General features: G+C 42.5%; 7 protein-coding genes. 3 read left to right on the top strand and 4 right to left on the bottom strand.

The window, feature by feature from the left end; translation table 11 throughout:
• The first annotated feature begins 2 nt into the window (after nucleotides 1-2).
• Nucleotides 3-1313, top strand: a complete 1311-nt coding sequence (locus AO498_RS09580; protein ID WP_067546594.1) for an efflux RND transporter periplasmic adaptor subunit — start codon at nucleotides 3-5, stop codon at nucleotides 1311-1313.
• Between the two features lie 98 nt (nucleotides 1314-1411).
• On the opposite strand, the gene AO498_RS09575 is transcribed toward AO498_RS09580, so the two are convergent.
• Nucleotides 1412-3730: a TonB-dependent receptor gene (locus tag AO498_RS09575; RefSeq protein ID WP_335339793.1), complete on the bottom strand. Its 2319-nt coding sequence runs from the start codon at nucleotides 3728-3730 to the stop codon at nucleotides 1412-1414.
• Between the two features lie 113 nt (nucleotides 3731-3843).
• Here AO498_RS09575 and AO498_RS09570 point away from each other — a divergent pair, with 113 nt between their 5' ends.
• Nucleotides 3844-4503: a metal-dependent transcriptional regulator gene (locus tag AO498_RS09570; protein WP_067546591.1), complete on the top strand. Its 660-nt coding sequence runs from the start codon at nucleotides 3844-3846 to the stop codon at nucleotides 4501-4503.
• A gap of 37 nt (nucleotides 4504-4540) precedes the next feature.
• On the opposite strand, the gene galE is transcribed toward AO498_RS09570, so the two are convergent.
• The 3 genes from galE to AO498_RS09555 form a co-directional block, all read right to left on the bottom strand.
• Complete coding sequence (gene galE, locus AO498_RS09565; protein WP_067546588.1) at nucleotides 4541-5560, bottom strand: UDP-glucose 4-epimerase GalE; 1020 nt, start codon at nucleotides 5558-5560, stop codon at nucleotides 4541-4543.
• Between the two features lie 63 nt (nucleotides 5561-5623).
• Entirely contained in the window at nucleotides 5624-8743 is a 3120-nt protein-coding gene (locus AO498_RS09560; protein ID WP_067546585.1) for a PKD domain-containing protein, read from the bottom strand.
• A gap of 34 nt (nucleotides 8744-8777) precedes the next feature.
• A complete protein-coding gene (locus AO498_RS09555; RefSeq protein WP_067546582.1) occupies nucleotides 8778-11915 on the bottom strand; it encodes a PKD domain-containing protein in 3138 nt (1045 codons plus the stop codon).
• Between the two features lie 162 nt (nucleotides 11916-12077).
• Here AO498_RS09555 and AO498_RS09550 point away from each other — a divergent pair, with 162 nt between their 5' ends.
• A complete protein-coding gene (locus AO498_RS09550) occupies nucleotides 12078-13700 on the top strand; it encodes an ABC-F family ATP-binding cassette domain-containing protein (RefSeq protein ID WP_067546579.1) in 1623 nt (540 codons plus the stop codon).
• Nucleotides 13701-13707: the final 7 nt, after the last annotated feature.

Raw genomic sequence — 13707 nt, 5'->3', positions numbered from 1 at the left:
CCATGACCAACAAAAAATCAAACAAACTACTCTATTACCTCCTCGGAGCGGTAGGTCTTATTCTTGTGATTGCCATAATCGGAAAATCTGCAGGATGGATCGGCGGAGTAAAAGAAACTGAAGTGGAATTTGCCACAGTTAAGAAAACTTCCATTGTAGAGAAAGTAAGTGCTTCTGGAGAAATTCAGCCTGAAATCGAAGTTAAACTCTCTCCTGACGTCGCTGGTGAAATCATCGAACTCAATGTGGAGGAAGGTGATTCAGTCGAAATGGGCAAGCTGCTCGTGAAGATTCGTCCTGACAACTTCGTTTCCGCTTTGGAAAGAACACGAGCAAACCTAAATCAGCAAATGGCTAATTTAGCGCAAAGCAAAGCTGCACTCCAGCGTGCTGAGGCTCAATTCACCCAAGCAGAACTTAACTTCAATCGTCAGAAAAAACTTTATCAAGAGAAAGCTATTTCTGAGGCAGACTATGAATCTGCACAGGCTAACTATATTTCTTCTCAAAAAGACTTAGAAGCAGCCAAGCAGAATGTAGTTGCTGCTGAATTTATCGTCAAAAGTTCTCAAGCTTCAGTGAATGAAGCCTCAGAAAACCTTCGATTGACCAATGTCAATTCTCCAGTTTCAGGTATTGTTTCAAGCTTGAAAGTAGAGAAAGGAGAACGTGTGGTAGGTACCCAGCAAATGGCAGGTACTGAGATGATGACCATCGCTGATCTTACCCAAATGGAAGTCCGTGTAGATGTCAATGAAAACGACATTGTGAGACTTTCTTTGGGAGACACAACCTTGATTGAAGTAGATGCCTATTCGTCCACCGGAAAAAAATTCAAGGGAATTGTGACCAGCATAGCCAATACTGCAAATACAAAAGCTTCCCCAGATGCAGTTACTGAATTCAAAGTAAAAATCAGAATTCTAAATAGCTCTTATGAAGATTTGGTAAAAGCAGGAAACCGCTATCCTTTCAGACCTGGTATGACAGCATCTGTGGAAATCATGACCACAAGCAAGGATAATGCAATTGCCATCCCACTTTCATCCGTAACTACCCGCGAAGACCAAATGGATACACTAGCTGGAGGCACCACCAAACTCCGAGAATTGGTTTTTGTCTCTGAAAATGGAAAAGCGAAAGCTGTGAAAGTAAAAACAGGCATTTCTGATTACGAAAACATCGAGATTTTAGAAGGACTAAAAGAAGGTGATGAAGTAATTTCTGGCCCTTACTTTATTGTTTCCAAAGAGCTTAAAGAAGGCGATGCCGTTAAAAAAGCTGAACCTAAAACTCCAGAAAGCAAGAAATAATTAGACTTTAAGCAGTTTATAAAAAAACTCGAAGTGATAACTTCGAGTTTTTTTATTTCTAGCCTGACCCGTACTATAAAAGCATCTTAAATTTCAGATCATTCCAAGTGCCATCGAATCCCTAAAAAGGTTCGGATTCCTTGGTTTGGAGCAAATACATAGGTCGGATCAAAGGTCAAGGCTTGTGGGTTTGAAGGCGTAGGAATGACTTGACCTTGTGAATCAAAGCTGACCCCACGATCAAAGGGATCGAAAGCTCTCGCAATGCTATTTGCCGGAGGGGTGTAATTGAGTAAGTTTTTTATACCACCATAGATTTCCCAAGAACCAAATTTTCGGCTAAGCTGAAAATTTTGAGTACTCCACCAAGGAGAAAACTCTGGACGCTCATCCAACTCACCCAGAAGAGGTAAACGCATGGGGCTGTAAACATTTCCAGTATAATCTATCGACAACTCAAGGCTTGGTATGGTATAACTGATCGTCCAAACTCCGGAAAATCGCTCTGTTAACAATTGCCGAATGCGTCGGCCATCCTCATTCAAACTTACGTCTTGGAATGTAACACCTGCTAGCACCTTAAATCCAGAATTCCATACCGCGTCAAAATTTAAAGATCCCCCTTTTGATACGGCAAACCCATCCAGATTCGAATAAATTATTTGGTTAGGATTGGTTTCGTAATCCGGGATTATTCGGTTTGAAAAATGGGTATAAAACACCGAACCATCCCAACTGAAATAATTCCCACGATCTGTAAAAACCTTTTTAACCAAGTTCAAATTAGTATTCCAACTGCGTTCAGGAGAGAGCTTTTCTTCGAAAATTACCTGCCTTGCGCCAGTCAAAGCTGCATGATCTTCGGTGAAGACATTTGCCACCCTAAACCCATTCCCAACTGACCATCGCAGCACCATGGATTGATCCTTTGAGTTCCATTTATAGTTTAACCTTGGCGAAAAAATAGCTCCGTGAACGCTATTGAAATCATACCTGACCCCAGCCAATAAGGTTTGACTCGAAGATAATTTAAGCTCCTGTTGGACAAAAAGACCAGGAAGATGAATGGATGAAGGCGTATTTTCTTCACCATTGACCGATTGGGTTGCTGGAGTGTTATCGTCGTAAAAGGTGTAACGATAGGCTGCCCCTACTAACCAGTTAAACTTACCTCGATCTTTGGTCCAAGTCAACTGTCCAAACCCAATTCGCTGATTTGCTAAATAATAGGTCGACCCGTAATAGGAATCCTGAGCATGTCCATTTAGTGAAAATTGAAGTATAAATTTTTCAGGAACTGGAAGCTGATAGGTCCCAAAAGTCTCCCATCGATTGGTTCGAATACTTTCTCCATATACTTCTTCTCCCCCTTGATCAGCTTTTGTCCATTGCATTTGGCCTCCCCATCGATTCTCACTGACAAATCTTCCTGCCAAGGAAAATGGTCTCCCCTGCCGTCGCTGGAATTGAACCTTTTGAAAAAGTGAAAAGCGCTTTTGCAAGGTTAAATCTGTAAACCCATCGCAGTTGTTGTCGATGGGATGATCGTACCAAAAGGCATTAATTCCGGTTAAAGCTTGCGCAGATTTCCCCCATTGACTTTTCATTCCCAGATCGGCATTGAGTTCTCCCCAACTAGTCCCAAACACATCAACCGCAACAACAGGTGCTAAATCAGGATTTTTTGTAATCACATTGATTAAACCCCCAACCGCTTCCGATCCATAAAGCGTAGAAGCCGGCCCCTTGACCACCTCGATTCGATCGATCATTGCTTGGGGAATTCCAGTCAATCCATAAACCGTCGCCAGCCCGCTCACGATCGGCATTCCATCGATAAGGATCATGGTATAAGGTCCTTCCAATCCATTGATATGAATATCTCCTGTATTGCACACATTGCAATTGATTTGAGGACGGACACCGTTGACAGTTTGAAGCGATTCAAAAAGTGAAGGTGTAGGGTTTGTTTTGAAAAAGCCGCTTTTGTAAACCTCCACGGGAACGGGGCTATTCATCCGAGACACTTCTTGCAATGTCCCACTCACTACAATTTCATCCAAAGTCGCTTCACTTGGAATTAATTCTAGGGTCAATTCTTCCCCTTTCGAAGGGACCTCCACCTCCACCTGCCGAGTTTGAAATCCCAAAATTCCAATTTGCAAGGTCAAATTTCCATGAGGTATTTTTTGAAATTCAAACCGACCCAAACTATCTGTCACGACTCCTTGGTGAAGTTCTTTGATTTGGACCATTGCAAACTCCAATGGCTTCCCTGAAGCCATGACACGGCCCTTAAGATCTTGGGTAAATGAACTATGGCAAAGTAAAACCAGAAATACAAAGACCATTGCTCCCGTTCTTGGCACTCTTTGAAGAAAAATCCTTCTATCTGAAAAATTACTAATCCTTTCCATCTTGTTAAAGGCATTAATTGATAATTAGATATACAAAAGTAATAAGTTAGAATAGTCTAACAAATTTGTTTTTATGACAAAAGACTAATTATTTTGAAACGAACCTCTCTTTTATGGCAACTAGTACCGAAGAAAATTACCTTAAAGCGATTTTTAACCTTTCTAATGCGGCAGGCGAAGCTAGCCTTTCCGAACTCGCGCAAAGTCTCCAAGTGAGTCTACCCACTGCCAACAGCATGATAAAAAGCCTTCAAAAAAATGGATGGGTTGTATATGAAAAATACCGGCCAGTCGCTTTAACTGAGTCTGGAAAAAAGGAGGCTGCTCTGATCATCCGGAAACACAGATTGACAGAGATGTTCTTGGTCAAAAAAATGGGATTCGGATGGGAGGAAGTCCATGAGGTGGCCGAACAAATAGAACACATTCACGCTCCGAAGTTTTTTAAGCGGATGGATGAGCTCTTGGGCTATCCAACTATTGACCCTCATGGGTCTCCTATTCCAGATGCAAATGGCAATATGCAGGCTTTGAATTTTATTCCTTTGACTGGATGCAAGTCGGGTCAGCAAGTTATTTTAACTGCACTAACGCATACCTCTACTGAGTTTTTGGAGTTTTTGACAAGCAGAAACTTACTCCTTGGAAAAGAACTCAAGGTTCTTTCCAAAGAGTCTTATGACCAAAGTATGGTGTTAAGCTACTCGGATCATCCTTCAGAAACATTGAGTGAAAAAGTATGCGAAAGACTTTTAGTCAAAGTCATTTCGTGAAAGTATGCTAAAACAAAAAAAGTGGGACATCCCGCTTTTATTTCCTTTCGCCTAAAGCCTTTTGCCAGTTCCAGCTATCACGCATGGAATCTTCCAAGGAAAACTTAGGGCTCCATCCCAGCACCTCTCGAATCTTCGTGGTATCAGCCCAAGTTTTGACCACATCACCTGGCCTTCTTGGACCAATGACATAATTCAAAGCCTGACCAGAGACTTTTTCGAATGCATAAATGGCTTCTAATACCGTATTTCCATTTCCAGATCCGACATTAAAAACTTCATAGAAAGGCTCAGTCTTGTCTGATAGGAAACTCAAGGCTTTGATGTGTGCGTCAGCCAAGTCGACTACATGAATATAGTCTCTGACACAGCTTCCATCTGGAGTATCGTAATCATTCCCAAAAACAGTCAACTTTTCACGGATTCCAGCCGCTGTTTGGGTAATGTATGGAACCAAATTTTGAGGGACACCGAGAGGAAGTTCTCCGATTTTACTGGAAGGATGCGCCCCCACCGGATTAAAATATCTTAGTGAAATCACTCGAATTGGAGCCTTACTTTTCACATAATCCACGAGAATATCCTCACAGATTTTTTTGGTATTCCCATAAGGACTCTCCGCTTCCTGCCGAGGTGTAGCTTCAGTAACAGGAAGAACTTCAGGCTGTCCATAAACTGTACAAGAGGAAGAAAAAACCAAGTCTTTAATCTCTTGCCTAGCCATCCAATCAAGAAGCACAAGCAAGGATCCAACGTTATTTTTATAATACTTCAGAGGAAGCTGGGTACTCTCGCCCACAGATTTAAAGGCTGCAAAGTGAATCACTCCTGAAATATGATGGTCTTTGGAAATTTGTTCCAAGACTGCAAGATCATTACAGTCACCTTGAATAAATGTAAATCGCTTTCCGGTAATCGATTCTAATCCATCCAAGACACCACTATTGGAATTGGATAAATCATCTAAAATAATGGGCTCAAAACCCGAATTCCACAATTCTACTGCTGTGTGGGAGCCAATGTATCCTGCTCCACCTGTGATCAAAATTTTCTTCATGAATCCTTAAAAACTTTAGAAAGGGCAAAACTATCTCAATTCTCCCCAATTCAAAGTAAAAATTCAACGCACCAGAACAAATCCACCTCTTTGAGTTGAGGAAGTCATTTCCCCTTCCAATCGGTACTCATACTTAATTTGATAAGAATAACTTCCTTGCGGGGCTAGTTCTCCTTTAATCCGTCCATCCCAACCATCACTTCCTGAATAAATCAGTCCTCCCCATCGATCCCAAATCAATAATTCATAAGAAATAGTACAGTTGGAAACTGGACCAAAAGCCCATTGGGAAGGATCAAAACCAGTTGGCATTCGGACTTCTGGACGGGCTTGATTAACGACGGTGGATCCGTTGACTTCGCACCCATTGGAATCCTTTATCACATACGAATAGGATCCGAAAGGCAGTTGATCAATTCGTTGACCTGACCTTCCATTTGACCAAGTAATTTCGTAGGGTGGAGTTCCGCCTGAAATCTCCAATTCAAGTACCCCATCTAAGCTTCCTTCGCAACCCGGGTTTTCAATGATAGCCTGAGCGGTAATTTCAGAAGCCCCTGGAATTTCTACCGAAATGGGTAAAACACAGCCACGACTATCCTGCAGAAAAATGGTTTGAACGCCCGCTTTCAAACCCTTCACATGAAGACCATTGGGATGGAGTTCCGATTCAAAATCGGGGACTTGATATGGTGGAGTACCTCCTGTGATATTTAAAACCACTTCCCCATCCGAACCATCAAAGCAACTCACCTCTTTTACCTCTATCATCCCTAAGAAATTCAAAGGCTCAGGATCTCTTAATTCAACTTGTATTAGTTGTAAATCGCAACCCGTCTCATCTTCAATTTCAACTTCGTATGTACCTTTAGCCAGTCCTGTCGCTTCGAATTTGTTTAATTGAGGATCATGGTTCCAATTGACGCGGTATTTTCCCGAACCACCCAGAATATCTAGGATTATTTTCCCGTTGGATTCTCCTGGGCAAGAAGGATTTTCCTGAAGAAAAATATTCACTTGCATAGGAGGATAAATATCCACTTCCAACACTGGCGATGTCCCAAAGCAAGCTGCATTTAATTGGCTTTCTTCTGTGTAAAAAATTTGTTTCGTTGGGGCATTTAAATCCCACTCAACCTTTATTGATTCACTTCCTTGGCCTGATTGAATATTGCCTCCTACAACAGTCCAAGTGTAAATTCGATTGGATGAGGGAAAAGGAACACAATAAGTTAAAACCGAACTCCCCCCGCAAATACCACTATCTCCTTCCGGAAGCCCCGGAGCTATCTGTTCTGTAATCTCAACAGGAAATGTAATCCACTCCGAAGGGCAACCTTGCTCTGTGAATAATTTTACCGAAATCGATGCATTCGCATTTGGTGTTCCCCACTTCACTTTGGCAGAAAGCAAATCTTTTTCGATCAATTCCCCACCTTCAACTTTCCATTCAGTCCGGTGAACGTTTAGTGTATCTTTTAAGAAATAATTTACCTCATCCAACTCAGGACAAACTGATGCTGGCCCTTCAAGTATTCCTTTTGACTCAAACACCTCCACTTGAAATTGAAACCGCTCCTCTTCATCGCAACGCCCAGAACCCGAACTGGCAAATACGGAAATGATATACTTTCCAGGCTTTTCATAGGTATGGCCCACTATTTTCCCTTCTTCAAATGAAGAACCATCTCCAAAGTCCCAACTAAATATCGAATAAATGGGGTTTTCGGGTGCGATTTCCCAAGTTCCCACTTGGTTTAAGCAAGCGACTTGATCTCCGATTACCTCAAAATCATAAGTCGAGCTTGCCTCATATTGGATATTATCCAAGTTCGTCCCGATCGAATAGCTGTAAGATTCAATTTGCCCTGAAGCATATACATAGCCGATTAATCCTTCTGGATTACTGATTGTATGAGCTCCTTCTGCAACCTCGATCTGGGCATAATCAAAATCAGTTCCTGGCACAGATTTAAATTGATTTCCAATGGACTGCCCATCCAATCTCGTTTGTGTAGCAGTACCTTTCGGTACCAGAAGATTAACCAAATGAGAAATGGTAACATTAAATCTTCCATACAATTTACCTGTAGTAAAAAAGGCCTCTTGAATCCGTTGATCTAGAGGAGAATACACCAAAAATGTTGGATCACCGAGGGAAGCCACAAAGAATTCATTGCAAAACCCAGATTTGGAAAGGACAGCAGCGGAGGAAGGCTTAGAAGTTGTAATGTAGGCAAGGTCATTTTTCTTGAATTCTAGCCTCATTTGTTTTCCAGCGTTGATTTTTCCTTTTGAAACACCATTGACCCAAACCTCGGTATCATCCTCAAGTGCTAAAATTTTCACAAACTCACCGGCTGTTCGATCTTTAAAAGGCACATGAATAAATTCCTTACCCCATGTTTTAACGGGATAAGCCTGCTGAAAAAGATGGTCGCCAGTTGTGCCACAAATGCCCGAACTTGTCATTCGATTGCTCGCAAAAACAGCTATTTTTTTGCAATTACTCCCGGCGTCATTCAGGACCTTTATTCTGGTACCAGAAAGATCTTCTTGAGATTTTAACTGATAGGTTTCTCCTGCATTCAAATTGATCACCAAGCGATAATTGGCAGGCAGCCCATTCATGGTTCTCACGGAGGTCAAAATTTCCACCTCTGTATCATCATCTGTTGCCACGATTACAAAAGCACTTTCCAACATCGTATGGTTGAGCGTAGAACCTGTCACCCAAACTTTTTCATGATGTGTAAATACCATGTAATCAAATCCTAAGGCTGGAGTCGGCAAAACCACTGTGCCATCAGAACTGTAGGCCCTTCCATTCATTGCATGAACTGCAATCAACCCAGTAGAGGTCACATGGATCTTCCTTTGGTCGATTTCTCCAGAAATAGGATGGATTAATCCCTCTGCATTCGCCTCAAACTCTTTGGAGAAACTTTGGCCTTTTTCCAATTCAAATGGAATCACTTCTCTTGGGGTTTCAATCATCCCAACCGTTTTCTCCGCTGCGGTAATCATAATAAGTGCTTTTTCAGGCGCAGTATTGACAGAATCCAGAGACCTGCCATTTTCCATGAAAGCCACATAAAAGTCCTTCCCGAGTGTATTGACTTGGGAAAAAGAGGAGAGTGCAAAAAAACACCCAAATAAAAAAGTAAGAATCCCGATCTTCATTTCCCCTTCATGCTTTTTTAATCGGCAAATTCAATCAGCGAATGAGTGTAAATACCCCTTTTTTTTCTTGTTGATGGGGAATTCCTTCCAGCGTATAAGAAGAGCGCATGAGAAATGAGTACGTACCTGGAGGTGCGTCTTTTCCTTGAATTTGTCCGTCCCAACCTTCTGATCCTTGATAGATTAATTGTCCCCATCGATTATAAATCCACAACTCTATTTCCACTACACAGTTTGAGACACCAGAATAATTTCCGGGAATTTCTTGCGGATTAAATCCGGTCGGCATTCGGATTTGGGGATGATCTTCCACCACTACACCTCTGCCTAAACTCACACATCCGTTACCATCGGTTACTTCCAACGAATAGGCGCCCGCGGGGAGATTATCTATTTCTTGGTCAAATCCGGAATTATCACTCCAGACATAGACATATGGACCTAAACCACCTGATGGATAAGCTGCCAAAATTCCAGTTGAGCCACCAGGACAAGCCGGTTGCTCCAGACGAACATCCACCTCAACAGCTGCTGGAGAGGTGATTTCAAATTCAAGTGGAATTTGACAGCCATTGGTATCTCGAATCGTCCAACTATACAATCCTTGTCCTAATTGATCCAGACTAAGAATAGAATCAAAGGAAGTCCCTGATTCATTGGATACGGTATAAGGAGGAACTCCACCTGTCACTACAGCCCGTAATGTTCCATCTGGTTTTCCATAGCAACTTACACCTTCAGGCTGGACAACAATGAGTTCGAGTTGATCAGGTTGAGCGACTTCAAGGTTTTCTAAAATTCGCTCACACCCCTTTTGGTCGGTAATTTTCACAGAATAGAATCCGGCTGAAAGGCCCGTTACTATAGAACTTTTGATTCGGTTGTCATGAGACCATTCGATATCATAAGGCGGTACACCTCCAGCTAAACTCAAGGAAATTGAGCCTGTGCTTTGTCCAAAACACAAAACCTCAGTCAAATCAGCTACGGCGGCTATCAACTCCTCTGCAATTTGGACCTGAATTGCATCGGCAAATCCATCACAGGAATTATCGACCAAACTAAAAGCGCGATAAGAAATCTCCCCAGTTATCCCAGGTTGATCCCAGCTCACTTCAATGCTCCCAGACCCTTGACCAGTCAAAATCTGTCCACCCACGATGGTCCATTCGTAGCCCCTTCCGGAGGAAAAATCAGGTGCATCGTAGCGATGGCTAATCGTCGGATCAAAACAAATTTCCAAAGGTCCCAATGCAGGATTTACCTGAATCCGCTGATTGATTTCAACAGGAAATTCGATAGGCAATCCCGGACATCCCGATTCCGAAAATGGAATTAACCGAAGCTTGGCTGCAGGATTGGCTGCCCCCCACTTCACCAAAACCGAATCTCCATATTCTTGAAGGATCACACCTCCCTCCACCTCAAACTTGGCCCCTCCCATCTCCTGCTTGTTTTTCAGGCGATACATGATCTCCTCAATGTCTGGACACACTGAATTTGGACCTAAAATTTCAGCCTTGGCATCTTCTACCCTGACTTCAAAGAGGATTTCCTCCTGCTCTTCACAGGTATTGGGACTGATCGAAGCAACAACCAATATTTCATAGATGCCTGGATTAGCGAATGTATGTGGAACTGATTGTCCGACTTGAGGCGAAGTACCATCGCCAAAATCCCAAACGAAATAGGTGAAATTTTCATTTTCGGATAGGATCTCCCACATCCCTTCTTGCTGAAGGCAAGCGACATTTTCTCCATTCACTTCAAAAGCATATTCGGAGGCAGTTTCAAAATTTAAATTATTGAGGGCCGCACCGGCAGCATAGCCATAGGATTCGATTTGGCCAAACCCATAGACATACGCCGTAAATCCATCTGGATTGGACAGTCGATGGGAACCTTGGTAAATAGACATTCTCGCTATGGAAAACTCAGGGTCACCTGACAGAGGAGTAAATCTGTTGCCAATCTCTTGTCCATCTAGAATGGTCTTATTTTCAGAACCTTTTCTGACCACAATATTCACATAGTGAGTAACAATGGAAGGCAAATCAATAGCCGTAAAGGTGATATTTTGAAGGAATTGCTCTACGGGGCTGTAAGTAATCATAAAAGGATCCCCGTTGTTTGCTTCTGGAGAATTGGGGCGGTTACAAGCCATACTTCTTGAAAAAACAGTGACAGAAGCTGGTTTGGACGTTTCAATTTTGGCGGATTCATCTTCGGCAAAATTCAGTGAAAGCCATTTTCCCCGATTGATTGTTCCTCTCGGAGTTCCGTTTACCCGGACTTCGGTTCCATCTTCCGACGCCAGTACTTTCACCAACTCCCCTGAGGATCGACCTTCCAAGGCGGTGTGAACGAAACTAGTCCCCCAGGTATTGACGGGGTAAGCTTGCTGGTAAAGATGGTCGTTGGCCTCCCCGCAATTTCCCACAGGAGCCCATTTATTTCCTCCGAATACCGCAATTTTTTTACACTCATCCGCATTGTCACCCACCACACGAACTCGTGATCCTGTCAAATCTGCTTTGGCTTTGATTTGATAGCTTTGGCCTCGATTTAAAGTGATAATAGAAGGAATACCGGCTTGATCACCACTGAGTGAGCCTACACTTGTCGTAATTTCAACCTTGGTATTATCCTCAGTTGCAATGACCAGGAGTGTACTTTCATTATTGATATTCCCATTGTAGCCAGCATTCACCGTAAGGGTCTCATAATGAGAAGTGATGTAATAATCCTGCCCAAGAGCGCCAATGGGAAGAATAACCGTTCCATCTGCGCTTCTTACTCGTTCATTAAAAGCATGAACGGCAATTTTACCAGTAGAAGTAATGTGGATTCCTTTTCGCTCGATCACTCCTGAGGAGCGGTGAAGAAGATCCAGGTCATCAGAAGAAATTCGCAAGGTGGTTTGCTGGCCAGCAGCAAGAGAAAATGAAACGGAGTTACCTAAATATTCGATGGCTCCTGTGCTTGCCTCATCGGCCGTTATCACCAAAACAGCAAAATCGGAGGCTCCTGGATTATTCCCCATTGGAAAAACCTTGTTATTCTCCATAAAGCCCACCCAAAATTCCTTGCCAAGGGTAGATAGTTGTGCATGGCTATGAGAAAAAATCCCTAACCAAATCCACACCATACCAACTAAGGCCTTTATTCTCATGCTTTTCCCCACTTAAAAAAGAGCCTTTAATATACTTATCCTAAGAAACTTTGCTTTAAAAAAAATTTGAGGGCTGGAATTCCAGTGGAGAAGATGGGATTTATCCTGACAAAAAAATTTAAATACCTATCTTTGCGCCTCTTAAAACGACACATCTCATCCATGATTTCAGTAGATAATCTTTCCCTCAAGTTTGGCAAGCGAACGCTTTTTGAAGACGTCAACCTCAAATTCACTCCCGGCAATTGCTATGGGGTGATTGGTGCCAACGGAGCAGGAAAATCCACCTTTTTAAAAATCCTCTCAGGAGAAATTGACTCCACTAGTGGTGCCATCAACATTACCCCTGGGCAGCGAATGGCTGTTCTAAAACAAAATCACTTTGAGTTTGACGAAGTTGAGGTTCTTAAGACTGTGTTGATGGGCCATAAGAAACTTTATTCAATCATGGAAGAAAAGGATGCCATCTACATGAAAGCTGATTTCACCGAAGAAGATGGTCTCCGAGCTTCTGAGCTTGAAGCTGAATTTGCCGAAATGGATGGATGGAACGCGGAATCCGATGCCGCAGCACTTTTATCAGGCTTAGGAATTTCTGAGGATTTGCACTACATGCAAATGAAGGACTTGGCAGGTAATCAAAAAGTTCGGGTTCTTTTGGCTCAGGCACTATTTGGTAATCCTGATATTTTGATTCTTGACGAACCTACCAACGACCTAGATGCTGAAACCATCGTATGGCTGGAGGATTTCTTGATTGACTTCAAAAACTTGGTGATTGTAGTCTCTCACGATCGTCACTTTCTAGATACTGTTTCCACACACATTGTGGACATTGATTTTGGGAAGATCAAAATCTTCTCCGGAAACTATTCCTTCTGGTATGAATCCTCTCAATTGGCATTGAAGCAGCGATCAGACCAGAATAAGAAAGCAGATGAGAAGCGAAAAGAACTTCAGGAGTTCATCGCGAGGTTCTCTGCCAACGTGGCCAAATCCAGACAAGCTACTGCACGGAAAAAGATGCTTGAAAAACTCAACGTGGATGAAATTGAGCCTTCCAGCAGAAAATATCCGGGAATTATATTCAAGCCTGAGCGCGAAGCGGGAGATCAGATTTTTATGACTGAAGGTCTTGAGCTAAAAGAAAATGGTACCACCTACTTTACCGATGTAAACCTGATGGTGGACAAAGGAGATAAAATCGCCTTTATTTCCAAGACCAAGCAAGCGGTAAATAAATTCTTTGAAGTAATCATGGAAGATGGTCAAAAGCCATCCAAAGGAACTTATAAGTGGGGAGTGACGATCAATAAGGCCTACCTTCCAAACGAAAACTCTAAATACTTCAATTCTGAACTGAATCTAATTGACTGGCTCAGACAATATTCTACCAATCAGGAAGAAGCTTATGTAAGAACCTTCTTGGGTAGAATGCTCTTCACGGGCGAAGAAACTTTCAAGAAGTGTACAGTTCTTTCCGGTGGGGAAAAAGTTCGCTGCATGATTTCAAGAATGATGCTTCAGAATCCTAACCTTTTGGTGATGGATGAGCCAACCAACCACCTTGATTTGGAATCTATCACGGCATTCAACAATGCAATTATCGAGTTTCAAGGAACCGTTTTGATGACTTCGTATGACCACACCTTTGTGCAGTCTTCCTGTAATCGAATCGTAGAATTTACTCCGAATGGAACCATTGACCGAAGAATGAGCTACGACGACTATCTTGGAAGCGACGAAATCAAGGCTCTTCGTGAGAAAATGTACGGTAAAAGCTAAGTAGTCC

The sequence above is a fragment of the Algoriphagus sanaruensis genome, assembly GCF_001593605.1.
Classification (GTDB): Bacteria; Bacteroidota; Bacteroidia; order Cytophagales; family Cyclobacteriaceae; genus Algoriphagus; species Algoriphagus sanaruensis.
Note: the sequence above shows the minus strand (reverse complement) of the source record. Positions and strands in the feature narration are given on the sequence as shown.

Excerpts from the sequence above, each read along its gene's own strand:
- AO498_RS09580 (WP_067546594.1), top strand. The coding sequence starts at position 3 with ATGACCAACAAAAAATCAAACAAACTACTCTATTACCTCCTCGGAGCG.
- AO498_RS09575 (WP_335339793.1), bottom strand. The coding sequence starts at position 3,730 with ATGGAAAGGATTAGTAATTTTTCAGATAGAAGGATTTTTCTTCAAAGA.
- AO498_RS09570 (WP_067546591.1), top strand. The coding sequence starts at position 3,844 with ATGGCAACTAGTACCGAAGAAAATTACCTTAAAGCGATTTTTAACCTT.
- galE (WP_067546588.1), bottom strand. The coding sequence starts at position 5,560 with ATGAAGAAAATTTTGATCACAGGTGGAGCAGGATACATTGGCTCCCAC.
- AO498_RS09560 (WP_067546585.1), bottom strand. The coding sequence starts at position 8,743 with ATGAAGATCGGGATTCTTACTTTTTTATTTGGGTGTTTTTTTGCACTC.
- AO498_RS09555 (WP_067546582.1), bottom strand. The coding sequence starts at position 11,915 with ATGAGAATAAAGGCCTTAGTTGGTATGGTGTGGATTTGGTTAGGGATT.
- AO498_RS09550 (WP_067546579.1), top strand. The coding sequence starts at position 12,078 with ATGATTTCAGTAGATAATCTTTCCCTCAAGTTTGGCAAGCGAACGCTT.